Origin of the sequence: Pseudomonas ceruminis (assembly GCF_021602025.1) — a bacterium.
Taxonomy (GTDB): Bacteria; Pseudomonadota; Gammaproteobacteria; order Pseudomonadales; family Pseudomonadaceae; genus Aquipseudomonas; species Aquipseudomonas ceruminis.
Window position 1 is genome coordinate 38,368 of record NZ_BQHW01000010.1, and the last position, 24,295, is coordinate 62,662.

A 24,295-nucleotide genomic window follows, 5' to 3' on the forward strand; every position below is an offset into this window, starting at 1 on the left:
CGGTACAGCATGACCCGAGGAGTACCCATGTCTGAACGACACCCCGAACCCGATCTCGACTACCTCAAGCGTGTCCTTCTGGAGATGCTGGCCATCCCCAGCCCGACCGGCTTCACCGACACCATCGTGCGTTATGTCGCTGAACGCCTCGACGAATTGGGCATCCCCTACGAACTGACCCGCCGCGGCACCATCCGCGCCACCCTCAAGGGCCGGCAAAGCTCACCCGACCGCGCTGTCTCGGCCCACCTCGACACCATCGGTGCCAGCGTGCGCCAGTTGCAGGACAATGGCCGCCTGGCCCTGGCGCCGGTGGGTTGCTGGTCGAGCCGTTTCGCCGAAGGCAGTCGCGTCAGTGTGTTCACCGACACCGGGGTATTGCGTGGCAGCGTACTGCCGCTGATGGCCAGCGGGCACGCGTTCAACACCGCCATCGACCAGATGCCGGTCAGTTGGGAGCACGTGGAAGTGCGCTTGGACGCTTACTGCACCACCCGAGCCGACTGCGAAGCCTTGGGTGTATCCATCGGCGACTTCGTCGCCTTCGACCCGTTGCCAGAGTTCACCGAAAGCGGCCACATCAGTGCGCGCCACCTGGACGACAAGGCCGGCGTAGCCGCCTTGCTGGCCGCGCTGAAGGCTGTAGTGGAAAGCGGCCGTCAGCCGCTGATCGACTGCCACCCTCTGTTCACCATCACCGAGGAAACCGGCTCTGGCGCTGCTGCGGCCCTGCCTTGGGATGTCAGCGAATTCGTCGGCATCGATATTGCCCCGGTCGCGCCCGGCCAGGCCTCCAGCGAACATGCCGTCAGCGTGGCGATGCAGGACTCTTCGGGGCCTTACGACTATCACCTGTCCCGCCACCTGCTGAATCTGGCCGGCGACCAGAACCTGCCGGTGCGCCGCGACGTATTTCGCTACTACTTCAGCGATGCCCACTCGGCGGTGACCGCTGGGCACGACATTCGCACAGCGCTGGTAGCGTTCGGCTGCGATGCCACCCATGGCTACGAGCGTACTCACATCGACAGCCTGGCCGCGCTCAGCCGTCTGCTGTCCGGCTACCTGCTCAGCCCACCGGTCTTTGCCAGCGACTCGCACCCGGCCAATGCCTCGCTGGAGCGCTTCAGCCATCAGCTTGAGCACGATGCCCAGATGGAGAGCGACACGCGGGTCCCGGCGGTGGACAGCCTGGTGGGCAACAAGGGGTGAGCACCCGGTGCCAGGTTTCGCGTAGCATTGGCGTCATTCATTACCGAAGCCGAACCCCATGCTGATCCCCTACGAGCAACTGCAAGCCGAAACCCTGACCCGCCTGATCGAGGACTTCGTGACCCGTGACGGCACCGACAACGGCGACGATACCCCGCTGGAAACCCGCGTACTGCGGGTGCGCCAGGCATTGGCCAAGGGCCAGGCGTTCATCCTGTTCGACCTGGAGAGCCAGCAATGCCAGTTGCTGGCCAAGCATGATGTGCCGCGGGAGCTGCTTGACTGAATCACAAGCCCTATCGTCGGCAGGAACACGCGCGGCCAGCACCGGTCACCAGGATTGATGTGGGAGCGGGCTTGCCGGCGATAGCGCCGGCAAGCCCGCTCAGACCGACTTCGACTTGCGTGCCTCCCCCGCCTTGATCCGCTTGTACACCTCTGCCCGGTGCACCGACACCTCCCGCGGGGCACTGATGCCAAAACGCACCATGCCGTCTCGTGCTTCCACCACCATGATCCGAATATCGTCACCTATGGTGATGACTTCGCCGACTTCACGTCCAATGACCAACATGTTCCAGTCCTCCGGCATCAGGGAAAACCGGAGATTGCATGGGGATATTCCGCTACTCAACGCCTTCACTGCAAATCAGAACAAGCCTACGCAGACGGGTAATTACCCTTACAGACAAACCCTAAAATCAGCGCACTTGGGCCTTGCCCCGCATCTTCACCGCCATTTCCGCCATCTCGTCGTACAGCCGCTCCGGTGTCTGGCGCTTGAGCTGCCAGGCCTGGCGCCCGGCCTCATGGGGCAGGATCAGAAACTCGCCGGCACCGACCTGCTGATGGATGTAGTCGGCGATGTCAGCCGCGCTGATCGGCGAGCCCTCCAGCAACTTGCCGACCTGGGCCTTCATCGCCGGATTGGGGCCACGGAACGAATCGAGCAGGTTGGTCTGGAAGAACGACGGGCAGACCACATGCACCGCCACCTCCAGCTGGCGCAACTCTACCAGCAGGCTCTCCGACAGTGCCAGCACACCGGCCTTGGCAACGTTGTAGTTGCTCATGCCCGGCCCCTGCATCAGCGCCGCCATGGACGCCACGTTGATGATGCGCCCCTTGCTGCGCTCGAGCAGCGGCAGGAAGGCCTTGCAGCCTTTGACCACGCCCATCAGGTTGACCGCGATCTGCCAGTCCCAGTCCTCTAGCGACAACTCGGCGAAAAAGCCACCCGAGGCGACCCCGGCATTATTGACGATCACATCGATGCCGCCGAACTTCTCCTGGCAGGCCTGGGCCAGGGCGGTGAGCTGGCTGTAGTCGCGTACGTCGCAGCGCTGGGTAAACCCATCGCCGCCGGCCGCACGCACCTGCTCGAGGGTTTCGCGCACGCCGGCTTCGTTGACATCGGCCAATGCCAGGCGCCAGCCCTCACGGGCCCAGCGCAGGGCGATTTCGCGGCCGAGGCCAGATCCGGCGCCGGTGATCATGATGCGGTTGTGCATGGTGGCAGGCCTTGTTCTGCTGGGTTGTCTGGCGAGTCTAATCAAGGCCTTGGCGCGAGGCAGGGTTCATCAGGCTAGTGAATGGGTTGGCATGACCGAGTGGTCAGTGCGCAGCAAATGGAATCTTTGCCAAGCGGCATCGGTCCGAATAAACAAGAGGCCAGCTGTACGAGGCCCTTGACCCTCAACCACGCAAGGACTCCGTCATGACCACGATCCTCATCATCATCCTGATCCTGCTGTTGATTGGTGGCTTACCGGTCTTCCCGCACTCGCGCAGCTGGGGCTATGGCCCTTCCGGCATTGTCGGCGTGGTGCTGGTGATTCTGTTGGTGCTGTTGTTACTCGGCATGATCTAGCACCCGAAACAAAAAAACCGCGCTACGGCAAATGCCGTAGCGCGGTTTTTCATTGCGCGTGAGTCAGTGGGAGACGGCGCCGGAAGCCCCCAGGCCCGTCTGCGAACGCACGAACTGTGGGAAGAACAGCGCACGTTCGTTTTCAGCGGCCTTGGACTTGTCAGTCACCGAGAAGAACCAGATACCGACGAAGGCAATCAGCATCGAGAACAGCGCTGGGTATTCGTACGGGTAGATCGGCTTCTCGTGACCGAGGATCTGCACCCAGATAGTCGGGCCAAGGATCATCAGGCCCACGGCACTGACCAAGCCCAACCAGCCGCCGATCATGGCGCCGCGGGTGGTGAGTTTCTTCCAGTACATCGAAAGCAGCAGCACCGGGAAGTTGCAGCTGGCCGCGATGGAGAATGCCAGGCCGACCATGAAGGCGATGTTCTGCTTCTCGAACAGAATACCCAGGCCGATCGCCAGCACGCCCAGGGCGATGGTGGTGATCTTCGATACGCGGATTTCATCCTTGTCGTTGGCCTTGCCTTTGCGCCAAACACTGGCGTACAGGTCATGGGACACTGCCGAGGCGCCGGCCAAGGTCAAGCCGGCCACCACTGCCAGGATGGTGGCGAACGCCACCGCCGAGATGAAGCCGAGGAACACGCTGCCACCCACGGCGTTGGCCAGGTGCACCGCCGCCATGTTGTTGCCACCGAGCAGGGCACCAGCGGCGTCCTTGAAGTCCGGGTTGGTGCTGACCAGCAGGATCGCGCCAAAGCCGATAATGAAGGTCAGGATGTAGAAGTAACCGATGAAGCCAGTCGCGTACAGCACGCTCTTGCGCGCTTCCTTGGCGTCGCTGACGGTGAAGAAGCGCATCAGGATGTGCGGCAGGCCAGCGGTACCGAACATCAGCGCCAGGCCCAGCGAGAAGGCTGAGATCGGGTCCTTGACCAGGCCGCCCGGGCTCATGATTGCCTCACCTTTGCTGTGCACCTTGATCGCTTCGGAGAACAGGGTGTTGAAGTCAAAGCCTACGTGCTTCATCACCATCAGCGCCATGAAGCTGGCACCGGACAGCAGCAGCACCGCCTTGATGATCTGTACCCAGGTGGTGGCCAGCATGCCGCCAAACAGCACGTACAGGCACATCAGGATCCCCACGAGGATCACCGCAACGTGGTAGTCGAGGCCGAACAGCAGCTCGATGAGCTTGCCGGCACCCACCATCTGCGCGATCAGGTAGAAGGCCACCACCACCAGCGAACCGGAGGCCGACAGGGTACGGATTTCCTTCTGCCCGAGGCGGTAGGAAGCCACATCGGCGAAGGTGTACTTACCCAGGTTGCGCAGGCGTTCGGCGATCAGGAAGAGGATGATCGGCCAGCCGACCAGGAAGCCGATCGAGTAGATCAGGCCATCGTAGCCAGAGGTGAACACCAGCGCGGAAATACCCAGGAAGGAGGCTGCCGACATGTAGTCGCCGGCAATCGCCAGGCCGTTCTGGAAGCCCGTGATGCGGCCACCGGCGGCGTAGTAGTCCGACGCCGACTTGTTGCGTTTGGAGGCCCAGTAGGTGATGCCGAGGGTGAAGGCAACGAAGGCCACGAACATGGCGATCGCCGAAACGTTCAGCGGCTGTTTGTGCACCTCACCGGTCAGGGCATCAGCGGCCCACACGGCAGGTGCAAAAACGCCGCAGGCCAGTACGGCCAGAGCTTTGGCGTGGCGAATCATTGTTGCGCCTCCTTGAGGATGGCCTTGTTCAGCTCATCGAACTCGCCGTTGGCGCGGCGTACGTAGATGGCGGTCAGGACGAATGCCGAAACGATCAGGCCGACGCCCAGGGGAATGCCCCAGGTAATCGACGACTCAGGGCTGAGCTTGGCGCCCAGAATCTGAGGACCGTAGGCGATCAGGAGGATGAAAGCGCAGTACAGGCCGAGCATGATCGCCGAGAGAATCCAGGCGAACCGTTCGCGTTTGGTAACCAGCTCCTTGAAGCGCGGGCTGTTTTGTATCGAGAGGTAAATGCTGTCGTTCATTGTTTTTGTCCTAGCAGCACAGATAGGGGTAAACCCACCTTCACTTTATGCTGCCTTTGAACGCCAACCAGACGACCTTAGTCTTAGATGCAATAGTGTTTTGCAGGATTGGTAACAACCCGATAGCCGTGTGCCCCCGTTGCCGGCAGGTCGGCGATTGGGGCACACGGGTGCTCAAATCAATTACTTACCGGTCCACTCCTTGACCCGATCCGGATGCTTGGCTACCCAGTCCTTCGCTGCGGCCTCAGGCTTGGCGCCCTCCTGGATCGCCAACATGACCTCGCCGATCTCATCCTTGGACTGCCAGCTGAACTTCTTGAGGAATTCGGCCACTTCCGGCGCCTTGGTCGCCAGTTCCTTGCTACCGATACTGTTGACGGTTTCAGCTGCGCCGTAGACCCCTTTCGGGTCTTCAAGGAACTTCAGCTTCCACTTGGCGAACATCCAATGCGGCACCCAACCGGTCACGGCAATCGATTGCTGCTTGGCATAAGCACGGCCAAGTTCGGCCGTCATCGCCGCACCGGAACTGGCCTGCAGCTTGTAGCCATTCAGGTCATAGTCCTTGATCGCCTGGTCAGTCTTGATCATCACCCCTGAGCCTGCGTCGATACCGACGATCTTCTGCTTGAAGCTGGTATCGGTCTTGAGGTCGGCGATGCTCGCCGCCTTGACGTACTCAGGGACGATCAGGCCAATTTTGGCATCCTTGAAGTTGGCGCCATAATCGACCACGTTGTCCTTGTTCTTGGCCCAGTACTCGCCATGAGTCACCGGTAGCCAGGCCGACAGCATGGCGTCGAGCTTACCCGTGGCGACCCCCTGCCACATGATGCCCGTGGCCACGGCCTGCAGCTTGACGTCATAGCCGAGCTTCTGCTTGATCACTTCGGCGGCCACGTTGGTGGTCGCCACGCTGTCGGCCCACCCATCCACGTAACCAATGCTTACTTCTTTGGCCATTGCCTGCGCAGCGCTCATGGCCAATACCAGGGCGCTGCCCACACCCAGGAAACGTCGCATTCTTTTCAAAGTCGCCATCAAAGCATCCCCTCGTCAGGTCTCGGAGATTGCATCATCTTCCTGCAACAAAGCATGACCTGCTCCAGCTGCGACCTTTACCCGAACCCTTTGCGACAGCACTATGCCATTAGCGCCATCGGCGTACGCTGCCCAGCGCGATCCTTGCATGCCAAAGGATTGGCGCCGGGCTACTATCTAACGTTTTGCGCCTGACGATGGACCGCCTGATGCCCACCTCTGCCCGCCTGCTCCCTGTCTACCTGTTCGCCTGCCTGCTGGCCCTGCTTGGCCTGGGCGCGCTGTGGTACGACCTGGGCAAGCCCATACAGCTGCCGGACGCGGCCAGCCCCACGCACAAATTGCAGTGCGCCTCCTATACCCCGTTCGACAAGGATCAGTCGCCGTTCGACCAGCCTTTTCGCCTGCGCCCGGCACGCATGGATGCCGACCTGGCGCTGTTGGCCGAGCGATTTCAGTGCATCCGCACGTATTCCATGACCGGTCTGGAAGCAATTCCTGCGCTGGCGCGCAAGCATGGGCTCAAGGTGATGCTCGGCGCCTGGGTCAATGCCAACCCGGTCGATACAGACAAAGAAGTGCAATTGCTGATCGCCGCCGCCAATGCCAACCCCGACGTGGTCAGCGCGGTGATCGTCGGCAACGAGGCGCTGCTGCGCAAGGAAGTCACCGGCGAGCGACTGGCTGCGCTGATTGGCGAAGTGAAACGCCAAGTCAAGGTGCCGGTGACCTATGCCGATGTGTGGGAGTTCTGGCTGCAACATCCGCAGGTGGCACCTGCGGTGGACTTCCTGACCATTCACCTGCTGCCCTACTGGGAAGACGACCCCCGCGGCATTGACGATGCCCTGGCGCATGTCGCTGATGTGCGTCGGGTGTTCGGCACGCGCTTCGCGCCCAAGGACATCCTCATCGGCGAGACCGGTTGGCCCAGCGAAGGCCGCCAGCGCGAAACCGCCGTGCCCAGCCGGGCCAACGAGGCGCGTTTCATCCGCGGCTTCGTCGCCCTGGCCGAGGCCAACGGCTGGCACTACAACCTGATCGAAGCGTTCGACCAACCCTGGAAGCGTGCCAGCGAAGGAGCGGTAGGCGGCTACTGGGGCCTGTATGACGCCGACCGGCAAGACAAAGGCGTACTGGAGGGGCCGGTAAGCAACTTGCAGCACTGGCCGCAATGGTTACTGGCAAGTGCCGTGCTGATGGCAGCCATGCTGATGCTCGCCGGGTGCCCGGCAACAACGCTTGGCGCCTTGCTGTTGCCGCTGTTGGCGGCGTTTGGCGCGGCCTGCCTGGGGCTGTGGGGCGAGTTGATGCGTACCCATGCGCGGTTCGCCGGCGAATGGGTGTGGGCGGTGCTGCTGGCAGGGCTGAACCTGCTGGTGCTGGCCCATGCCGTGCTCGCGCTGGCGCGGCGGGCAGGCTGGCGTGAACGCTTGTTTGCCTGGCTGGAGGTGCGCGCTGGGTGGTGGCTGCTGGCGGCCGGTTTTGCGGCGGCGGTGAGCATGCTGGCGATGGTGTTCGACCCGCGTTATCGCAGCTTTCCTACGCCGGCATTGGCGTTGCCCGCGCTGGTTTACCTGCTGCGACCGGTAGCGGCGGCGCGGGCGGAGGTGGCGCTGCTGGCCTTTATCGTCGGCGCTGGGGTGTTGCCGCAACTGTACCGGGAAGGGCTGCAGAATCAGCAGGCCTGGGGCTGGGCGGTGGTCAGTGTGGTGATGACGGCGGCGTTGTGGCGCAGCTTGCGCAGGCGCAAGGTTTAGCGACCGCAGCGCCCTTGCCGCACCAACCGCAACCCCGCCAGCACCACGGCAAACACCGCAATGCTGGCGGTATACAGCACCAGCGCCGGTACGCCGAACACGAGCGCCAATACCGCCAGCCACCAGCCGCCTCGCCCCGGCACCACCTGCCCCAGCAGCGCCAGGCCCAACCCGGCCCAGGCCATCACCTGAAAATGAATGCCCAAGCCCAACAGCGCGCGCGCCTGGCATTGCCAGTACTCACCGGGTGTCGTGCACAAGCCAACCCACTGCGCATCCTCCATCAAGCCGTAGCGCACGCCATAGCTGGCAGCCAGCCACAGCGCGAGCCACAGCAGCAACAGTGCAACCGGCCAGGTACGTGACATCCCGTTCTCCAAAAGCGGTAATGGAAGCCCTGCATGATCACCCAAGGCCAGTTGTAAGGCAAAATGACCGTCGTGCAGCTATGTTGCAGATACCAAGCACACCAAAGGCCGCTGCACCTGGCAACTTTGCCCAGGTAGTCGCGGTCCTAGCCTGCACAGCGCACTACCTTGCCTGCGTTCTTTTGGGGGATTACATGCTTCGATCTTGGCGCCTAGCCGCCCTTCTTGGCGGCCTGCTCATGGCTGCGGCCGCTTCGGCGCGAGACATCGACGCCGCAACCTATGGCTACCCCTTGACCAACCCGTTCGAGGCGACCATCGCCACCACGCCGCCGGATCAGCGCCCCACGCTGCCCAGCGACGATGAAATCGACCAGGCCGACTACAGCCTCAACCTACGGCCAGAACGTGAGTTCACCTTGCCCGACAACTTCTGGGCAGTGAAAAAACTCAAGTATCGCCTGGCCCGCCAGGACCACGAGGCGCCGCTGATCTTCATCATCGCCGGCACCGGTGCGCCCTATTCGAGCAGCATCAACGAATACCTGAAAAAACTGTACTACCAGGCCGGTTTCCATGTGGTGCAACTGTCTTCACCCACCAGTTACGACTTCATGAGCGCCGCCTCGCGCTTCGCCACCCCCGGTGTCAGCCAGGAAGATGCCGAAGACCTCTACAGGGTCATGCAAGCGGTGCGGGCCCAGCACCCACGCCTGCCGACCAGCGAGTACTACCTCACCGGCTACAGCCTCGGCGCGCTGGACGCCGCATTCGTCAGCCGCCTGGACGAAACCCGGCGCAGCTTCAATTTCAAGCGTGTGCTGCTGCTCAACCCGCCGGTCAACCTGTACACCTCGATCAACAACCTGGACAAACTGGTGCAAACCCAGGTCAAGGGTATCGACCGCAGCACCACGTTCTACGAACTGATGCTCGAAAAGCTGACCCGGTACTTCCAGGACAAAGGCTACATCGACCTCAACGACGCGCTGCTGTATGACTTCCAGCAATCGCGCCAGCACCTGTCGAATGAACAGATGGCCATGCTCATCGGTACCTCGTTCCGCTTCTCGGCCGCCGACATTGCCTTCACTTCCGATTTGATCAACCGCCGCGGCCTGATCATTCCACCGAAATTCCCGATCACCGAGGGCAGCAGCCTTACGCCGTTCTTCAAGCGGGCATTGCAGTGCGATTTCGACTGCTACATGACCGAACAGGTGATCCCGATGTGGCGCGCCCGTACCGACGGCAACAGCATCCTGCAACTGGTCAACCAGGTCAGCCTGTACGCCCTGGAAGATTACCTGCACAACAGCCCGAAGATTGCCGTGATGCACAATGCCGATGACGTCATCCTGGGCCCCGGCGATATCGGCTTTCTGCGCAAGGTGTTCGGCGACCGCCTGACCCTTTACCCCCACGGCGGCCACTGCGGCAACCTTAATTACCGCGTCAACAGCGACGCCATGCTGGAGTTTTTCCGTGGCTAACAAATTCCTCCTTGCCACCGCCCTGCTGGTTGCCGGCAATGCCCTGGCCGCGGAAACCGCGCCACGTGCCAGCGTAATCGAGGCCGACCCCCAGGTGACCGCCCAGCCACTGGCGCCTGAAGCCGACGGCTTCATCGACCCGCTGCGCGAACTGAAATTCAACCCCGGCCTCGACCAGCGCGAATTCGAGCGCTCGACCCTGGCGGCATTGAACGTGTACGACCCGCTGGAATCGATGAACCGGCGCATCTACCACTTCAACTATCGCCTGGACCAATGGGTGCTGCTGCCGCTGGTCGATGGCTATCAGTACGTCACGCCGCGTTTCGTGCGCAGTGGGGTGAGCAACTTCTTCAACAACCTCGGCGACGTGCCGAACCTGCTCAACAGCGTGCTGCAATTCAAGGCCAAGCGCTCGGCAGAGATCACCGCAAGGCTGATGTTCAACACCCTGATTGGGGTGGGTGGGCTGTGGGATCCGGCGACCAAGATGGGCTTGCCGCGCCAGAGCGAGGACTTCGGCCAGACCCTGGGCTTCTATGGCGTACCTGAAGGGCCATATATCGTGCTGCCGGTGCTGGGGCCGTCGAACCTGCGCGACACCACGGGCGTGGTGGTGGACTATGCCGGCGAACAGGCGATCAACTTCCTGGACGTGGCCCAGGCCAGTACCGATCACCCGGAGATCTTCCTGCTGCGGGCGGTGGACAAGCGCTACACCACCAAATTCCGCTATGGCCAGCTCAACTCGCCATTCGAGTATGAGAAGGTGCGGTATGTGTACACCCAGGCGCGCAAACTGCAGATCGCTGAGTGATGGCTATCGGCCCTATCGCTGTCGATAGGGCCTGTTAAACCAGCTTCAAATCCCCAGAAACTGCTCAAGTTCGCGTCGCTTGGCCAACGCATCCCGCCGCCCCAGCTCGATCAGTTCGCTGCAATAACTGGCCTCGAACAGCAGGTAACTCAACACCCCTGCGCCACTGGTGCGGGTCGCGCCCGGCCCACGCAGGAAAACCCGCAACGCCGCTGGCAGTTCCCGCCTGTGCCGTGCGGCAATCTCGTCCAGCGGCTGGCTGGGCGCCACCACCAACACATCGATTGGCGCCAGGCCAAGGCGCCGCGCATCCAGGTGCGCGGGCAGCAGGCGGCTGAGGTGGTTGAGCCGCTGCAGCAGTTCGATGTCGTCCTCCAGGCTGTCGATGAAGGTGCTGTTGAGCATATGCCCGCCAATCTGCGCCAGGCTTGGCTGCCGGCCACTGAACACACGCTGAGGCGGCAGCGGCGGCGCTGGCCGCTGCGGATTACCGCTGACCCCGACCACCAGGACGCGGCTGGCGCCCAGGTGCAGCGCCGGGCTGATCGGCGCCGACTGGCGCACTGCGCCGTCACCGTAGTACTCCTCACCCAGCCGCACTGGGGCGAACAACAGCGGAATGGCGGAACTGGCCAGCAGATGATCGATGGTCAATGGCGTGGGCATGCCGATACGGCGATGGCGTAGCCAGGCGTCGATGCTGCCGCGGGCCTGGTAGAAGGTCACCGCCTGACCGGATTCGTAGGCGAAGGCGGTCACCGCCACCGCGCGCAGTTGCTCGCTGGCCAGGGCCTGGTCAATCCCGCCCAGGTCAAGGTGCGTTTGCAGCAAGCTGCGCAATGGGCTGCTGTCGAGCAATGCCACCGGCCCCTGGCCCCCCAGGCCCAACAGGCTGTGGCCAACGAAGTGGCTGGCCTGGCGGATAACCCCGGGCCAGTCGCTGCGGATTACCAGGTGGCTGCGAAAGTTCTGCCAGAACGTGGTAAGGCGTTGCACCGCGTCGCTGAAACGAGCGGCCCCGCTGGCCAGGGTCACGGCGTTGATGGCGCCGGCCGAGGTGCCGACGATCACCGGGAACGGGTTGGCCGCACCGGGTGGCAGCAGTTCGGCAATGCCGGCCAGGACACCGACCTGATAGGCGGCGCGGGCACCACCGCCAGAGAGGATCAGGCCGGTGATTGGGGGTGGGGCCATGTATTGCTCCCTGGAGCTGTGACGGTCAGGCCGGCGATCGGCGCGGGCCTGCCAAGAGACAAATCAGCGTTTTTTCTTGTCGTACAGCCGCGGCGCACCCTCGGGTCGCGACTTGAAGCGCCGGTGCGCCCACAAATACTGTTCAGGGCATTCGCGCAACACACCTTCTACCCACTGGTTGATGCGCAGGCAATCGGCCTCTTCGCTTTCCCCGGGGAAGCCCTCCAGCGGCGGGTGAACCACCAGGCGGTAGCCGCTGCCGTCCTCCAGGCGCTTCTGGGTGAAGGGGATGACCTGTGCCTTGCCCAGGCGGGCAAATTTTGTGGTGGCAGTGACCGTCGCCGCCGGGATACCGAACAGCGGCACGAACAGGCTCTGCTTGGCGCCATAGTCCTGGTCCGGGGCGTACCAGATCGCACGGCCCGCGCGCAGCAGTTTGAGCATGCCGCGCACGTCTTCGCGCTCCACCGCCAGCGAATCGAGGTTATGCCGCTCGCGGCCGCTGCGCTGGATGAAGTCGAACAGCGGGTTACCGTGCTCGCGGTACATGCCGTCAATGGTATGGGCCTGGCCCAGCAAGGCAGCACCGATTTCCAAGGTGGTGAAGTGCACAGCCATGAGGATGGCACCCTGCCCTGCCTGTTGGGCAGCCTGCAGGTGCTCGAGGCCTTCGATATGAGCCAGGCGCGCCAGCCTGGCCTTGGGCCACCACCAACTCATGGCCATTTCGAAGAACGCGATGCCGGTGGAGGCGAAATTCGCCTTCAACAAACGGCGCCGTTCGTCGACGGACATTTCCGGGAAGCACAGCTCAAGGTTGCGCGCAGCAATGCGCCGGCGCTCGCCGGCCACCCGGTACATCAGCGCCCCCAGGGCACTGCCGAGCCACAGCAGGGCACGGTATGGCAACTGCACCACCAGCCACAGCAGGCCCAGGCCAAGCCACAGGCCCCAGAAACGCGGGTGCAAGAAATAGGGACGAAAACGCGGACGTTCCATTGAAGCTTCCGGTAAGACAAAGGCCGAGCATTCTACATCGGTTCGGCGCCGGTTGCGGCCAACCGGTCTTATCGTTATAAGTCAGGGCACTTTTTTCGTAACAAGCCGTCTATGCAGACCATGAGCCCAAACCACACACCCGACACCGCCTCCGTGTTCCAGCTCAAGGGCAGCATGCTCGCCATCACTGTGCTGGAACTGGGGCGTAACGACCTGGAAGCCCTCGACCGCCAACTGGCGGCGAAAGTGGCCCAGGCGCCCAATTTCTTCAGCAACACGCCGCTGGTGCTGGCCCTGGACAAGCTGCCTGCCGACGAAGGGGCGATCGACCTGCCCGGGCTAATGCGCATCTGCCGCCACCACGGCCTGCGGACCTTGGCCATCCGGGCCAACCGCATCGAGGACATCGCCGCGGCGATTGCCATTGACCTGCCTGTACTGCCCCCTTCCGGTGCCCGGGAACGGCCGCTGGAGCCCGAACCGGAAGTGAAGAAGCCTGAGCCGGCACCGCCACCTGCACCGGTGGCCGCGCCAGAGCCGGAAATCCGCCCGACCCGGATCATCACCTCGCCGGTACGTGGTGGCCAGCAGATCTATGCGCAGGGTGGCGACCTGGTGGTGACCGGTTCGGTCAGCCCAGGCGCGGAACTTCTCGCCGATGGCAACATCCATGTGTACGGCGCCATGCGCGGCCGTGCCCTGGCCGGTATCAAAGGCAATACCAAGGCACGTATCTTCTGCCAGCAGATGACCGCGGAAATGGTGTCGATCGCTGGCCAGTACAAGGTTTGCGAGGACCTGCGCCGCGACCCGTTGTGGGGCTCCGGCGTGCAGGTCAGCCTGTCCGGTGACGTGTTGAACATCACCCGTCTTTAACGGATACTTGCCTACATTTTTAGAGCAACTTTTTCACTCGTTGCCGTTTTTGCATTTTGCTGGGACACAGGTCCCGTCTTATTTTAGGGGTGAAACACCTTGGCCAAGATTCTCGTCGTTACTTCCGGCAAGGGGGGTGTGGGCAAGACCACCACCAGCGCCGCCATCGGCACCGGCCTCGCACTGCGCGGCCACAAGACAGTCATCGTCGACTTCGACGTGGGCCTGCGTAACCTCGACCTGATCATGGGCTGCGAACGCCGCGTGGTCTACGATTTCGTCAACGTCGTCAATGGCGAAGCCAATCTGCAGCAGGCCCTGATCAAGGACAAGCGCCTCGAGAACCTGTTCGTGTTGGCCGCCAGCCAGACCCGGGACAAGGACGCACTGACCCAGGAAGGCGTGGAAAAGGTGCTGATGGAGCTGAAAGAACAGTTCGATTACGTCATCTGCGACTCCCCGGCCGGTATCGAGAAAGGCGCACACCTGGCGATGTACTTCGCCGACGAAGCCATTGTCGTGACCAACCCAGAGGTTTCCTCGGTACGTGACTCCGACCGTATGCTGGGCATCCTGTCGAGCAAGTCGCGCCGCTCCGAAAACGGCGAGGAGCCGATCAAGGAGCACCTGCTGATCACCCGCTATCACCCCGAGCGTGTCGAAAAAGGCGAAATGCTCAGCATCGCCGACGTCGAAGAGATCCTGGCGATCAAGCTCAAGGGTGTGATCCCCGAGTCCCAGGCAGTGCTCAAGGCTTCCAACCAAGGTATCCCGGTCATCCTTGACGACCAGAGCGATGCTGGCCAGGCCTACAGCGATACCGTCGACCGCCTCCTGGGCAAAGAGAAACCCCTGCGTTTCATCGAAGTGCCGAAGCAAGGATTCTTCGCGCGCCTGTTTGGAGGCAAGTAAACCATGAACCTTTTTGACTTCTTTCGTGGCAGACAGAAACAGACCAGCGCGTCGGTAGCGAAAGAGCGTCTACAGATCATCGTGGCGCATGAGCGCGGCCAGCGCAGCGAGCCGGACTACCTGCCGGCGCTGCAGAAAGAACTGCTGGAAGTGATCCGCAAGTATGTGAACATTGGCAACGATGACGTGCATATCGAGTTGGAAAACCAAGGCAGTTGCTCGATTCTTGAGCTGAACATCACCTTGCCTGATCGCTGATCGGCCAAGCTGGCACTTTGGGGCTGCCTTGCAGCCCATCGCAGGCAAGCCAGCTCCTACAGGGTCGCGCTGTACCTGTAGGAGCTGGCTTGCCTGCGATGGGCCGCAAGGCGGCCCCAATGGTTTTCCCCGATTTAACCGAGATCACGCAATGCCGCTGTCCAACATTCAGATCCTGCACGAAGACGCCGCCATCCTGGTGATCAACAAACCGACCCTGCTGCTGTCGGTACCAGGCCGTGCCGACGACAACAAGGACTGCCTGATTACCCGCCTGCAGGAAAACGGCTACCCGGATGCGTTGATCGTACACCGCCTGGACTGGGAAACCTCCGGCATCATCCTGCTGGCACGGGATGCCGACAGCCACCGCGAGCTGTCGCGCCAGTTCCACGACCGCGAAACCGAAAAAGCCTACACCGCACTGTGCTGGGGCCAGCCGACGCTGGACAGCGGCAGCATCGACCTGCCACTGCGCTACGACCCACCCACCAAGCCGCGCCACGTGGTGGACCATGAACAGGGTAAGCATGCCCTGACCTTCTGGCGCATCATCGAGCGTTGCGGCGACTACTGCCGGGTCGAGCTGACCCCCATCACCGGCCGTTCCCACCAGTTGCGCGTGCACATGCTGTCGATCGGGCACCCGCTGCTAGGTGACCGGCTGTATGCCAACCCTGAGGCCTTGGCGGCGCATGAGCGGTTGTGCCTGCATGCGGCAATGCTGAGTTTCACCCACCCGACTACCGGGGAGCGGTTGAAATTCGAGTGCCCCGCACCTTTTTAAGCTGCACGCCTCAAGCTACACGGCTGCAAGAAAAAGCCAGGGCAGATCGCGTTGGAGCTTGCTCCGCGAGCTGCTCTTGCTTGAAGCTTGCAGCTTGCAGCTTGAAGCTCGAATCTGGAGTGAGTTATGCGCGAAGCACTGAATACCGGCCTGATCGATTTCCTCAAGGCTTCCCCCACGCCCTTCCACGCCACCGCCAGCCTGGCCCAGCGCCTGGAGGCTGCCGGCTACCAGCGCCTGGACGAGCGTGACAGCTGGGCCACAGTGCCTGGCGGCCGCTACTACGTCACCCGCAACGACTCTTCGATCATCGCCATCAAGCTGGGCAAGCAAGCGCCGCTGCTGGGCGGTATCCGCATGGTCGGGGCGCACACCGACAGCCCGTGCCTGCGGGTCAAGCCGCAGCCAGAGCTGCAACGCCAGGGCTTCTTGCAACTGGGCGTGGAAGTGTACGGCGGCGCCCTGCTGGCGCCGTGGTTCGACCGTGACCTGTCACTGGCGGGCCGGGTTACCTTCCGCCGCGACGGCAAGGTCGAAAGCCAGCTGATCGACTTCAAGTTGCCGATCGCGATCATCCCTAACCTGGCGATCCACCTCAACCGCACCGCCAACGAAGGCTGGCAGATCAACCCGCAGAACGAACTGCCGCCGATCCTGGCCCAGGTCGCGGGTGACGAGCGTATCGACTTCCGTGCCCTGCTCACCGAGCAGTTGGCTCGCGAACATGAACTGAACGCCGACGTGGTGCTGGATTACGAACTGAGCTTCTACGACACCCAGGATGCCGCACTGATCGGCCTGAACGGCGACTTCATCGCTGGCGCTCGCCTGGATAACCTGCTGTCGTGCTACGCCGGCCTGCAGGCCCTGCTGGCGGCCGACAGCGATGAAACCTGCGTGCTGGTATGCAACGACCACGAAGAGGTCGGCAGCTGCTCGGCCTGCGGCGCCGACGGCCCGATGCTGGAGCAAACCCTGCAGCGCCTGCTGCCGGACGGCGACGCCTATGTACGTACCGTTCAGCGCTCGCTGATGGTTTCGGCCGACAACGCCCATGGCGTGCACCCCAACTACGCCGACCGGCACGACGGCAACCACGGGCCCAAGCTCAATGCCGGGCCTGTGATCAAGGTCAACAACAACCAGCGCTACGCCACCAACAGCGAAACGGCTGGTTTCTTCCGCCACCTGTGCATGGCCGAAGAAGTGCCGGTGCAAAGCTTCGTGGTGCGCAGCGACATGGGTTGCGGCTCGACCATCGGCCCAATCACCGCCAGCCACCTCGGTGTACGCACGGTCGACATTGGCCTGCCGACCTTTGCCATGCACTCGATCCGCGAGCTGTGCGGCAGCCATGACCTGGCACACCTGGTGAAGGTGTTGACGGCGTTCTACCGCAGCCGCGAACTGCCCTGATCGACAGCAATGCCCGCCCCATCCGTGGAGCGGGCATTGCTGTGATGCATGTCATCCCGCTTCGCCAGCTAACCACTATGCTTAAAGCATCCACCTTCACCGTGCACAAGGATCGCTCACCATGTCCCCCTTCATCTCGCTGTTTATCCCGGTATTCCTGTTCCTGATGCTGCTGACGATCGGCTTCAGCATGCGCGAGCGCAATGTCGGCGTGCTGATGATGTGGATCGGCACCTTGGGCATATTCGGCCTCACCTGCTGGAAGATCCTGGAGAAACTCCCCACATAAACCTCTACACTCGGTCAATCGTTTGACCTGAGGTAGATTTCCCGGTGCCAGCCTTTCTGCGTTGCCTGATCCTGCTGCTTTTTCTGTTCATCGCCCCGGTACAGGCCGCAGGCCTGCCCGGCCTGCTTGGCTCCAGCACACCCGCACAGCCAGAAGCCACCGAGCCTTTGGGCAAGTCGCTGGACGAGGTGATCAAGAACCTGGAAAACGACCAGCAACGCGCCAAGCTGCTGGCCGACCTGAAGAAGCTGCGCGACGCCACAAAACAATCTCAACCGACCGTGGAACAAGGCGTGCTGGGCCTGATCGGCGGCGCGCTGCATGACTTTGAACAGCAGTTCAGCGGCGATGCCAGCCCGTTTCATCGCTGGTCGCTGGAGATCGACCAGGCGCAGGCGGAGTTGGCTGAGCTGGTGGTACCGGTGCACCAGTGGCCGGCAATCCTCTTCGGTTTTGCCGCGATCATCGCGGTCTGGAGCCTGCTGGCCTATGCCTTCAACTGGATCGGCCACCGCGTCCGGGTCCGCTTTGGCCTGACCGAGGAACTGCCGCAGCACCCCCGTACCTGGGACTTGGTGCGCTTCGCCTTGCGCAAGCTGGGGCCCTGGCTGGTAGCGCTGGTGTTCACGGTGTACCTGAGCTTTGCCCTGCCCTCCTCGCTCGGCAAGTCGATGGCCATGGTGCTGGCCTATGCGCTGGTGGTAGGCACCTGCTTCTCGGCCATCTGCGTGATCGCCTTCTCGCTGCTCGACGGCCCGCACCGCCACCGCGCCTTGCACATCCTGCGTCACCAAGCCTTCCGCCCCCTGTGGCTGATCGGCAGCTTCGCGGCCTTTGGCGAAGCGATGAGCGACCCACGCCTGACGGTCGCCCTAGGCACCCACCTCGCGCACGCCCTGGCCACCTTGGCCAATGTCGTCGCCGCGCTGTGCACCGGGTTGTTCATCCTGCGTTTCCGCCGCCCGATCGCCCACCTGATCCGCAACCAGCCGCTGTCTCGGCGCCTGACGCGGCGTACCCTGAGCGATACCATCGAGATTCTTGGCAGCTTCTGGTTCATTCCGGCGCTGATTCTGGTAGCGATCTCGCTGTTCGCCACCTTCGTTTCGGCCGGTGACACCAGTACCGCATTGCGCCAGTCGCTGATGTGCACGGTGCTGGTGGTGGTGTGCATGGTGCTCAATGGCCTGGTGCGCCGCCACGCCGCCAACCCCAAGCGCGCCAACAAGCGCCAGGCGGTGTACACCGAGCGCCTGCGCAACTTCGCTTACGTGCTGTTGCACCTGTTCATCTGGCTGGTGTTCATCGAGCTGGGCCTGCGCGTGTGGGGCCTGTCGATGATCAGCTTCGCCGAGGGTGACGGCCATGAAGTCAGCCTGCGCTTGCTGGGCCTGGCCGGCACGCTGATTGTCGCCTGGCTGGTGTGGATCCTGGCCGACACTGCCGTGCACCACGCGCTGGTGCGTTCGCGCCGAGGCCTGGCCAATGCCCGGGCGCAAACCATGATGCCGCTGATCCGCAACGTGATGTTCGTGGTGATCTTCATCATCGCGGTGATTGTCGCCCTGGCCAACATGGGCATGAACGTCACCCCGCTGCTGGCCGGTGCCGGTGTGATCGGCCTGGCCATCGGCTTTGGCGCCCAATCGCTGGTGGCCGACCTGATCACCGGTCTGTTCATCATCATCGAAGACTCGCTGGCCATCGACGACTATGTCGACGTCGGCGGCCACCTGGGCACCGTAGAGGGCCTGACCATCCGCACCGTGCGCCTGCGCGACATCGACGGCATCGTGCACACCATCCCGTTCAGCGAGATCAAAAGCATCAAGAACTACTCCCGCGAATTTGGTTATGCGATCTTCCGCGTGGCGATTCCACACAGCATGAACATCGACCAGGCCATCACACTGATCCGCGAAGTGGGGCAGAAGATGCGCAACGACCCGCTGATGCGCCGCAATATCTGGTCGCCGCTGGAGCTGCAGGGGGTGGAAAGCTTCGAGTCGGGCTCGGCAGTGCTGCGGGCGCGCTTCAAGACCGCACCGATCAAGCAGTGGGAGGTGTCGCGGGCATTCAACCTGGCGTTGAAACGCCAGCTGGATGAGGCAGGGTTGGACCTGGCGACACCACGCCTGTCGGTGCAGGTGGTGACGGCAGGCGGGGGTGGCCTCTCAGACACTGCGGGCGCTTCCAGCTAGGGACCGCTTTTAGTCCAAGTGATTTGCAGGGCAAGTCGCTCCTGGAGCGATTGCCCAGCCCTACCCTGCCTGTGCGCGGATGCGAATCGCATCATGGCGCCAATACTCCAGGTCACAGTCGATCAGGTGCCCATGCTGGTCACTGTTGACCCGGGTGATATGCAACCCCGGGCTGCCCGTGGACACCTTCAGTGCCGCTGCCGCCTCCACCGGCAATGCCGTCGGCAGGATCTCGAAACGCACCTGCCCATAGCGGATGCCATACACCCGCCCGTAAATCTCCGTGAGCGATTGCGCCAGGTTCTGCTCGAGGATGGCAGGGAAGTACGTCGGGTTGAGGTAGTGCTCGGCGTACAGCACCGCACGCCCATCGATACGCCGCAACCGACAGATCCGCACCACACTGGACAGCGCTGGCAAGCGCAGGCGCGCACAGATGGCCGCCGAAGCCGGTTGCAGCCGGGCCGACAGCAGCTCGGTGCTTGCCTCCCGCCCCTGGTCCCGCACCATTGCATGAAAATGGCTACGCTCGATCAGGTCGTAGGTCAGCCGCTCTGGCGCAACGAACCAGCCGCGCCGCTCTTCACGGTAGATCAACCCGTGTGCCTCCAGTTGCGCCAGCGCCTCACGCAGGGTAATGCGGGTGGTGTCGAACACTTCGCTGAGCTTGCGTTCGGCCGGCAGCTTGCCGCCCGGCGCCAGCAGGCCGTGCTCGATCTGCTCCTGCAAGGCATGGCAGATGGCTGTTACCGCACGCGGTGGCGTTGACTGCATCAAAGGTTACCTATCTGGACTAGTCCAGCCCCAAAACAGGGCAGTTGGAGAATAGTGCAAGCCTAGGCAGGGCTTATGAACATCCTGTGACAAAGGCTGCGCCCCCCATTGCCCGAGCATTGCGAGATTCGGGCCAAGCCCTGTAAATCGCGGGCTGCGATCTGGGCTACGCTGTATTTTCAGCAAACCTTGCCACCTGTTTGAGGGCATCCCGTACATCAAATTGTCACGCAAGCGGCCTACCTTGGCTCAAGGTTTGCTGACCTAGACCAAAGGGTTCACAAGCAAAGGTTTCATTCATAACAACGATCGCTAAAGGCACCCACCCAAGGAGCTTCGGATGAAAAAGTTCTTCATGGCCTCACTGCTCGGCTCGGCCATCGCATTGTGTAGCTCGGCCATGGCGGCCGGCACCGACCTCAAGGCCCTGGAAGACGCCGCCCGCAAGGAAGGTACCGTCAACAGCGTGGGCATGCCCGATGCCTGGGCCAACTGGAAAGGCACCTGGGAAGACCTGGCCAACAAGTACGGCCTCAAGCACAGCGACACCGACATGAGCTCGGCCCAGGAAATCGCCAAGTTCGACGCCGAGAAGGACAATGCCAGCGCCGACATCGGCGACGTGGGCGCAGCCTTCGGCCCGATTGCCGTGGCCAAGGACGTGAGCCAGCCATACAAGCCCAGCACTTGGGACCAGGTGCCCGACTGGGCAAAGGACAAGGACGGCCACTGGGCACTGGCCTATACCGGCACCATCGCCTTCATCATCAACAAGGACCTGGTGAAGGAAGAGGAACGCCCTAAAACCTGGCACGACCTGGAAAAAGGCAAGTACAAGGTCGCCATCGGTGACGTCGGCACCGCCGCCCAAGCTGCCAACGGCGTACTGGCTGCGGCCATCGCCTACAAGGGTGACGAGAGCAACGTCGCGCCGGGCCTGCAGCTGTTCACCAAGCTGGCCCAGCAAAAACGCCTGTCGCTGGCCAACCCGACCATCCAGACCCTGGAAAAAGGCGAAGTGGAAGTCGGCGTGGTGTGGGACTTCAATGGCCTGAGCTACCGTGATCAGATCGACCCCAAGCGCTTCGAAGTGCTGATCCCTTCGGACGGATCGATCACCTCGGGCTACACCACCATCATCAACAAATACGCCAAGCACCCGAACGCGGCCAAGCTGGCACGTGAATACATCTTCAGCGACGCCGGGCAGATTAACCTGGCCAAGGGGCATGCCCGGCCGATCCGCGCCGAGCACCTGAAACTGCCGGCCGACGTGCAGGCCAAGCTGCTGCCCAACGCGCAATACGGTGCTGCGCAGCCGATCAAGAATGCCGAAGTGTGGGAAGCGACCTCGAAGAAGCTGCCGCAGATGTGGCAGGAGCAAGTGATCATCGAGATGGAGTGACAGCGAGGGCAAGCCCTCGTTCGCGGGGCAAGCCCGCTCCCACAGGTACAGCACAGGATGCAAGAGCTGTGGAGAACCAATGGGAGCGGGCTTGACCCGCGAACGGCCGCACAGCGGCCGATCTTGAAAACCTGCGGAGCTTCGAATGAACCACAATGTCATCCTGGTCCTGCTCGACGGCCTCAACTACCAGGTGGCCCACCACGCCATGGGTCACCTGCACGCCTACGTCGAAGCCGACCGCGCCGCGCTGTACCGCGTGGAATGCGAGTTACCTTCCCTGTCGCGCCCGTTGTACGAGTGCATCCTGACCGGCGTACCGCCGATCGACAGCGGCATCGTGCACAACAACGTCAACCGCCTGTCCAACCAGCGCAGCGTGTTCCACTACGCCCGCGAAGCCAACCTGGGCACAGCTGCGGCGGCCTATCACTGGGTAAGCGAACTGTACAACCGCTCACCCTTCGACCCGCTGCGTGACCGCCATACCCACGCACCGAAGCTGCCAATCCAGCACGGCCTGTTCTACTGGGCTGACCATTACCCCGACTCGCACCTGCTGGCTGATGCCGAATACCTGCGCCGGCGCCATGCCCCGAACTTCCTGCTGGTGCACCCGATGAACATCGACGACGCCGGCCACCGTCATGGCCTGGACAGCAGCCAGTACCGCAACGCCGCACGCAGCGCCGACATTCTTCTGGCCGACTATCTGCCACGCTGGCTCGAAGAGGGCTACCAGGTGCTGGTCACCGCCGACCACGGTATGAACAACGACCGTTCGCACAATGGCCTGCTGGCCGAAGAACGCGAGGTGCCGTTGTTCGTGTTCGGCGATGCTTTCAGCCTCGACCCGGCGGCCAAGCCGTTGCAGACCGAACTGTGCGGCACCCTCTGCGAGCTGTTGGGCGCTCCCCATGACAAGACCGTCTGCCGGGAGCTGCTCAAGTGAAGTCCAGCTCCCGTGGCCGTTACCTCGCCCTGCTCTGCCTGCTGCCGTTCACCGTGTTCTTCATCATTTTCCAGATCGCCCCGCTGGCCTGGGTGGCGATCAACAGTGTGCAATCAGAGGCTGGCTGGGGTGTTGAAAACTTCAGTAAGGTGTTTGCCTCCAAGTTCTACCTGCAGGCGCTGCAACGCAGCCTGGAGATCAGCTTCTGGTCGAGCCTGTTCGGCATCGTCATCGCCACGCTGGGTGCCTATTCGCTGCGCCAGGTCGATTCACGGTTGCGCGACTTCGTCAGCGCCTTCGCCAACATGACCAGTAATTTCACCGGTGTGCCGCTGGCCTTCGCCTTCATCATCCTGCTCGGTTTCAATGGGGCACTGACCCTGCTGCTCAAACAGATCGGCCTGCTGGAAGACTTCAGCATCTATTCCAAGCCCGGCTTGATCCTGGTCTACACCTACTTCCAGATCCCCCTGGGCGTACTGCTGCTTTACCCGGCATTCGACGCCTTGCGCGAAGACTGGCGTGAATCGGCCGCGCTGCTGGGCGCCAGCCACTGGCAGTACTGGCGGCACATTGGCCTGCCGGTATTGACCCCCGCGCTGCTGGGCACGTTCGTGATCCTGCTGGCCAACGCCCTGGGCGCCTACGCCACGGTGTATGCGCTGACCACCGGCAACTTCAACGTGTTGACGATCCGCATCGCTGGCCTGGTGGCCGGGGACATCAGCCTCGACCCGAACCTGGCCAGCGCCCTGGCCATGGTGCTGGTGGGGTTGATGACGCTGGTCACAGTGGCCCATCAATGGCTGCTGAAAAGGAGCTACCATGCCCGCTAAGCCCTTGACCAAGCCGAACCCCAGCAGCCTGTATCACCGGCTGGTGGTGTACTTGCTGTTCCTGATCCTGCTGCTGCCGCTGGCGGGCACCCTGCTCTACTCGCTGGCCACCAATTGGTCCGCCAGCCTGCTGCCCAGTGGGCTGACCCTGAAATGGTACGTGGCATTGTGGAGTGAACCGCGCTTCCTCGCCGCCTTCGGCCAATCGCTGCTGGTGTGCGTGGGTGCGCTGATGCTGTCGGTGGTGCTGATCCTGCCGCTGCTGTTCGTGGTGCACTACCACTTTCCCAAGCTCGACGCCTTGATGAATGTCCTCATCCTGCTGCCGTTCGCGGTGCCGCCGGTGGTGTCCTCGGTAGGTCTGTTGCAGCTGTACGGCAGTGGTCCGATGGCCATGGTCGGCACTCCGTGGATCCTGATCGGCTGCTACTTCACCATCGCCTTGCCCTTCATGTACCGGGCGATCACCAACAACCTGCAGGCCATCAACCTGCGCGATCTGATGGACGCTGCCCAGTTGCTTGGTGCCAGCACCTGGCAAGCCGCGTTCCTGGTCGTGCTGCCTAACCTGCGCAAAGGCCTGATGGTAGCGCTGCTGCTGTCGTTCTCGTTCCTGTTCGGTGAGTTCGTGTTTGCCAACCTGCTGGTCGGCACTCGCTACGAGACCCTGCAGGTGTACCTGAACAACATGCGCAACAGCAGCGGCCACTTCAACAGCGCGCTGGTGATCTCGTACTTCGCCTTCGTGCTGGTGCTGACCTGGGTTGCCAACCGCCTGAACAAGGATAAAACCTGA

At 62.5% G+C, this 24,295-nt stretch carries 26 protein-coding genes; 17 read left to right on the forward strand and 9 right to left on the reverse strand.

Annotated elements, in window-relative coordinates; genetic code table 11:
* The first annotated feature begins 27 nt into the window (after positions 1–27).
* Positions 28–1,212, forward strand: coding sequence for an osmoprotectant NAGGN system M42 family peptidase (locus tag L6D80_RS13760; RefSeq protein WP_054900488.1), 1,185 nt, complete (start codon positions 28–30; stop codon positions 1,210–1,212).
* A 58-nt stretch (positions 1,213–1,270) separates the two neighbouring features.
* Positions 1,271–1,498, forward strand: a complete 228-nt coding sequence (locus L6D80_RS13765; RefSeq protein ID WP_054900489.1) for a YheU family protein — start codon at positions 1,271–1,273, stop codon at positions 1,496–1,498.
* Positions 1,499–1,597: 99 nt separating this feature from the next.
* Here the strand turns inward: L6D80_RS13765 and csrA are convergent, their stop codons facing one another.
* Together csrA and L6D80_RS13775 are read right to left on the reverse strand one after the other, a co-directional pair.
* A complete protein-coding gene (gene csrA / locus L6D80_RS13770; protein ID WP_054900490.1) occupies positions 1,598–1,786 on the reverse strand; it encodes a carbon storage regulator CsrA in 189 nt (62 codons plus the stop codon).
* A gap of 127 nt (positions 1,787–1,913) precedes the next feature.
* Complete coding sequence (locus L6D80_RS13775) at positions 1,914–2,723, reverse strand: SDR family oxidoreductase (protein ID WP_054900491.1); 810 nt, start codon at positions 2,721–2,723, stop codon at positions 1,914–1,916.
* A gap of 206 nt (positions 2,724–2,929) precedes the next feature.
* Between L6D80_RS13775 and L6D80_RS13780 the strand changes: the two genes are divergently transcribed.
* The gene (locus tag L6D80_RS13780; protein ID WP_012271016.1) at positions 2,930–3,082 is read left to right on the forward strand and encodes a DUF3309 family protein; all 153 of its coding nucleotides are present in this window, start codon (positions 2,930–2,932) and stop codon (positions 3,080–3,082) included.
* Positions 3,083–3,145: 63 nt separating this feature from the next.
* Here the strand turns inward: L6D80_RS13780 and L6D80_RS13785 are convergent, their stop codons facing one another.
* From L6D80_RS13785 to L6D80_RS13795, 3 genes are all read right to left on the reverse strand, one after another.
* The gene (locus L6D80_RS13785) at positions 3,146–4,810 is read right to left on the reverse strand and encodes a cation acetate symporter (RefSeq protein WP_054900492.1); all 1,665 of its coding nucleotides are present in this window, start codon (positions 4,808–4,810) and stop codon (positions 3,146–3,148) included.
* Positions 4,807–5,118, reverse strand: a complete 312-nt coding sequence (locus L6D80_RS13790) for a DUF485 domain-containing protein (protein WP_054900493.1) — start codon at positions 5,116–5,118, stop codon at positions 4,807–4,809. The genes L6D80_RS13785 and L6D80_RS13790 overlap by 4 nt, the downstream gene beginning before the upstream one ends.
* Before the next feature lie 183 nt (positions 5,119–5,301).
* On the reverse strand, positions 5,302–6,162 hold the full coding sequence (locus L6D80_RS13795) for a glycine betaine ABC transporter substrate-binding protein (protein ID WP_176516424.1): 861 nt from the start codon (positions 6,160–6,162) through the stop codon (positions 5,302–5,304).
* 197 nt (positions 6,163–6,359) lie between these two features.
* On the opposite strand from L6D80_RS13795, the gene L6D80_RS13800 reads away from it, so the two are divergent.
* Positions 6,360–7,922: a glycoside hydrolase family 17 protein gene (locus L6D80_RS13800; protein ID WP_176516426.1), complete on the forward strand. Its 1,563-nt coding sequence runs from the start codon at positions 6,360–6,362 to the stop codon at positions 7,920–7,922.
* On the opposite strand, the gene L6D80_RS13805 is transcribed toward L6D80_RS13800, so the two are convergent.
* Entirely contained in the window at positions 7,919–8,290 is a 372-nt protein-coding gene (locus L6D80_RS13805; RefSeq protein ID WP_054900495.1) for a hypothetical protein, read from the reverse strand. The two genes, L6D80_RS13800 and L6D80_RS13805, sit on opposite strands and share 4 nt — an antisense overlap.
* A 194-nt stretch (positions 8,291–8,484) precedes the next feature.
* Here L6D80_RS13805 and L6D80_RS13810 point away from each other — a divergent pair, with 194 nt between their 5' ends.
* Together L6D80_RS13810 and L6D80_RS13815 are read left to right on the forward strand one after the other, a co-directional pair.
* A complete protein-coding gene (locus L6D80_RS13810) occupies positions 8,485–9,783 on the forward strand; it encodes a serine/threonine protein kinase (RefSeq protein WP_176516428.1) in 1,299 nt (432 codons plus the stop codon).
* On the forward strand, positions 9,776–10,600 hold the full coding sequence (locus L6D80_RS13815) for an MlaA family lipoprotein (RefSeq protein WP_176516430.1): 825 nt from the start codon (positions 9,776–9,778) through the stop codon (positions 10,598–10,600). The genes L6D80_RS13810 and L6D80_RS13815 overlap by 8 nt, the downstream gene beginning before the upstream one ends.
* Positions 10,601–10,645: 45 nt before the next feature.
* Here L6D80_RS13815 and L6D80_RS13820 read toward each other — a convergent pair whose 3' ends face one another.
* Positions 10,646–11,794, reverse strand: coding sequence for a patatin-like phospholipase family protein (locus L6D80_RS13820; protein ID WP_054900497.1), 1,149 nt, complete (start codon positions 11,792–11,794; stop codon positions 10,646–10,648).
* A 63-nt stretch (positions 11,795–11,857) separates the two neighbouring features.
* Positions 11,858–12,793 carry a lipid A biosynthesis lauroyl acyltransferase gene (locus L6D80_RS13825; protein ID WP_054900498.1) on the reverse strand — a complete coding sequence of 312 codons (936 nt, stop codon included), beginning with the start codon at positions 12,791–12,793 and terminating at the stop codon, positions 11,858–11,860.
* Between the two features lie 111 nt (positions 12,794–12,904).
* On the opposite strand from L6D80_RS13825, the gene minC reads away from it, so the two are divergent.
* From minC to L6D80_RS13860, 7 genes are all read left to right on the forward strand, one after another.
* Complete coding sequence (minC, locus tag L6D80_RS13830) at positions 12,905–13,669, forward strand: septum site-determining protein MinC (protein WP_054900499.1); 765 nt, start codon at positions 12,905–12,907, stop codon at positions 13,667–13,669.
* Positions 13,670–13,768: 99 nt separating this feature from the next.
* Positions 13,769–14,581, forward strand: a complete 813-nt coding sequence (gene minD, locus L6D80_RS13835) for a septum site-determining protein MinD (RefSeq protein WP_054893840.1) — start codon at positions 13,769–13,771, stop codon at positions 14,579–14,581.
* Positions 14,582–14,584: 3 nt separating this feature from the next.
* Positions 14,585–14,839: a cell division topological specificity factor MinE gene (minE, locus tag L6D80_RS13840; RefSeq protein WP_003252572.1), complete on the forward strand. Its 255-nt coding sequence runs from the start codon at positions 14,585–14,587 to the stop codon at positions 14,837–14,839.
* Positions 14,840–14,990: 151 nt separating this feature from the next.
* Positions 14,991–15,626 (forward strand): RluA family pseudouridine synthase, encoded by a 636-nt coding sequence (locus L6D80_RS13845; RefSeq protein ID WP_176512606.1) that lies wholly within the window; start codon positions 14,991–14,993, stop codon positions 15,624–15,626.
* Between the two features lie 126 nt (positions 15,627–15,752).
* Positions 15,753–17,042 (forward strand): M18 family aminopeptidase, encoded by a 1,290-nt coding sequence (locus tag L6D80_RS13850; RefSeq protein ID WP_054900501.1) that lies wholly within the window; start codon positions 15,753–15,755, stop codon positions 17,040–17,042.
* Between the two features lie 121 nt (positions 17,043–17,163).
* Positions 17,164–17,331: a hypothetical protein gene (locus L6D80_RS13855; protein WP_176512607.1), complete on the forward strand. Its 168-nt coding sequence runs from the start codon at positions 17,164–17,166 to the stop codon at positions 17,329–17,331.
* A gap of 44 nt (positions 17,332–17,375) precedes the next feature.
* Positions 17,376–19,532, forward strand: a complete 2,157-nt coding sequence (locus tag L6D80_RS13860; RefSeq protein ID WP_176512608.1) for a mechanosensitive ion channel family protein — start codon at positions 17,376–17,378, stop codon at positions 19,530–19,532.
* Positions 19,533–19,592: 60 nt separating this feature from the next.
* Here the strand turns inward: L6D80_RS13860 and L6D80_RS13865 are convergent, their stop codons facing one another.
* Positions 19,593–20,306 carry a UTRA domain-containing protein gene (locus L6D80_RS13865; protein WP_054900503.1) on the reverse strand — a complete coding sequence of 238 codons (714 nt, stop codon included), beginning with the start codon at positions 20,304–20,306 and terminating at the stop codon, positions 19,593–19,595.
* Between the two features lie 340 nt (positions 20,307–20,646).
* Between L6D80_RS13865 and L6D80_RS13870 the strand changes: the two genes are divergently transcribed.
* From L6D80_RS13870 to L6D80_RS13885, 4 genes are all read left to right on the forward strand, one after another.
* On the forward strand, positions 20,647–21,711 hold the full coding sequence (locus L6D80_RS13870) for an ABC transporter substrate-binding protein (protein WP_176512609.1): 1,065 nt from the start codon (positions 20,647–20,649) through the stop codon (positions 21,709–21,711).
* Between the two features lie 145 nt (positions 21,712–21,856).
* Positions 21,857–22,663, forward strand: coding sequence for an alkaline phosphatase family protein (locus tag L6D80_RS13875; protein ID WP_054900505.1), 807 nt, complete (start codon positions 21,857–21,859; stop codon positions 22,661–22,663).
* Positions 22,660–23,499: an ABC transporter permease gene (locus L6D80_RS13880; RefSeq protein WP_054900506.1), complete on the forward strand. Its 840-nt coding sequence runs from the start codon at positions 22,660–22,662 to the stop codon at positions 23,497–23,499. Before L6D80_RS13875 ends, L6D80_RS13880 begins: the two co-directional genes overlap by 4 nt.
* Complete coding sequence (locus L6D80_RS13885) at positions 23,489–24,295, forward strand: ABC transporter permease (RefSeq protein ID WP_054900507.1); 807 nt, start codon at positions 23,489–23,491, stop codon at positions 24,293–24,295. The genes L6D80_RS13880 and L6D80_RS13885 overlap by 11 nt, the downstream gene beginning before the upstream one ends.

Excerpts from the sequence above, each read along its gene's own strand:
- L6D80_RS13760 (WP_054900488.1), top strand. The coding sequence starts at position 28 with ATGTCTGAACGACACCCCGAACCCGATCTCGACTACCTCAAGCGTGTC.
- L6D80_RS13765 (WP_054900489.1), top strand. The coding sequence starts at position 1,271 with ATGCTGATCCCCTACGAGCAACTGCAAGCCGAAACCCTGACCCGCCTG.
- csrA (WP_054900490.1), bottom strand. The coding sequence starts at position 1,786 with ATGTTGGTCATTGGACGTGAAGTCGGCGAAGTCATCACCATAGGTGAC.
- L6D80_RS13775 (WP_054900491.1), bottom strand. The coding sequence starts at position 2,723 with ATGCACAACCGCATCATGATCACCGGCGCCGGATCTGGCCTCGGCCGC.
- L6D80_RS13780 (WP_012271016.1), top strand. The coding sequence starts at position 2,930 with ATGACCACGATCCTCATCATCATCCTGATCCTGCTGTTGATTGGTGGC.
- L6D80_RS13785 (WP_054900492.1), bottom strand. The coding sequence starts at position 4,810 with ATGATTCGCCACGCCAAAGCTCTGGCCGTACTGGCCTGCGGCGTTTTT.
- L6D80_RS13790 (WP_054900493.1), bottom strand. The coding sequence starts at position 5,118 with ATGAACGACAGCATTTACCTCTCGATACAAAACAGCCCGCGCTTCAAG.
- L6D80_RS13795 (WP_176516424.1), bottom strand. The coding sequence starts at position 6,162 with ATGGCGACTTTGAAAAGAATGCGACGTTTCCTGGGTGTGGGCAGCGCC.
- L6D80_RS13800 (WP_176516426.1), top strand. The coding sequence starts at position 6,360 with ATGGACCGCCTGATGCCCACCTCTGCCCGCCTGCTCCCTGTCTACCTG.
- L6D80_RS13805 (WP_054900495.1), bottom strand. The coding sequence starts at position 8,290 with ATGTCACGTACCTGGCCGGTTGCACTGTTGCTGCTGTGGCTCGCGCTG.
- L6D80_RS13810 (WP_176516428.1), top strand. The coding sequence starts at position 8,485 with ATGCTTCGATCTTGGCGCCTAGCCGCCCTTCTTGGCGGCCTGCTCATG.
- L6D80_RS13820 (WP_054900497.1), bottom strand. The coding sequence starts at position 11,794 with ATGGCCCCACCCCCAATCACCGGCCTGATCCTCTCTGGCGGTGGTGCC.
- L6D80_RS13825 (WP_054900498.1), bottom strand. The coding sequence starts at position 12,793 with ATGGAACGTCCGCGTTTTCGTCCCTATTTCTTGCACCCGCGTTTCTGG.
- minC (WP_054900499.1), top strand. The coding sequence starts at position 12,905 with ATGCAGACCATGAGCCCAAACCACACACCCGACACCGCCTCCGTGTTC.
- minE (WP_003252572.1), top strand. The coding sequence starts at position 14,585 with ATGAACCTTTTTGACTTCTTTCGTGGCAGACAGAAACAGACCAGCGCG.
- L6D80_RS13845 (WP_176512606.1), top strand. The coding sequence starts at position 14,991 with ATGCCGCTGTCCAACATTCAGATCCTGCACGAAGACGCCGCCATCCTG.
- L6D80_RS13850 (WP_054900501.1), top strand. The coding sequence starts at position 15,753 with ATGCGCGAAGCACTGAATACCGGCCTGATCGATTTCCTCAAGGCTTCC.
- L6D80_RS13855 (WP_176512607.1), top strand. The coding sequence starts at position 17,164 with ATGTCCCCCTTCATCTCGCTGTTTATCCCGGTATTCCTGTTCCTGATG.
- L6D80_RS13865 (WP_054900503.1), bottom strand. The coding sequence starts at position 20,306 with ATGCAGTCAACGCCACCGCGTGCGGTAACAGCCATCTGCCATGCCTTG.
- L6D80_RS13870 (WP_176512609.1), top strand. The coding sequence starts at position 20,647 with ATGAAAAAGTTCTTCATGGCCTCACTGCTCGGCTCGGCCATCGCATTG.
- L6D80_RS13875 (WP_054900505.1), top strand. The coding sequence starts at position 21,857 with ATGAACCACAATGTCATCCTGGTCCTGCTCGACGGCCTCAACTACCAG.
- L6D80_RS13885 (WP_054900507.1), top strand. The coding sequence starts at position 23,489 with ATGCCCGCTAAGCCCTTGACCAAGCCGAACCCCAGCAGCCTGTATCAC.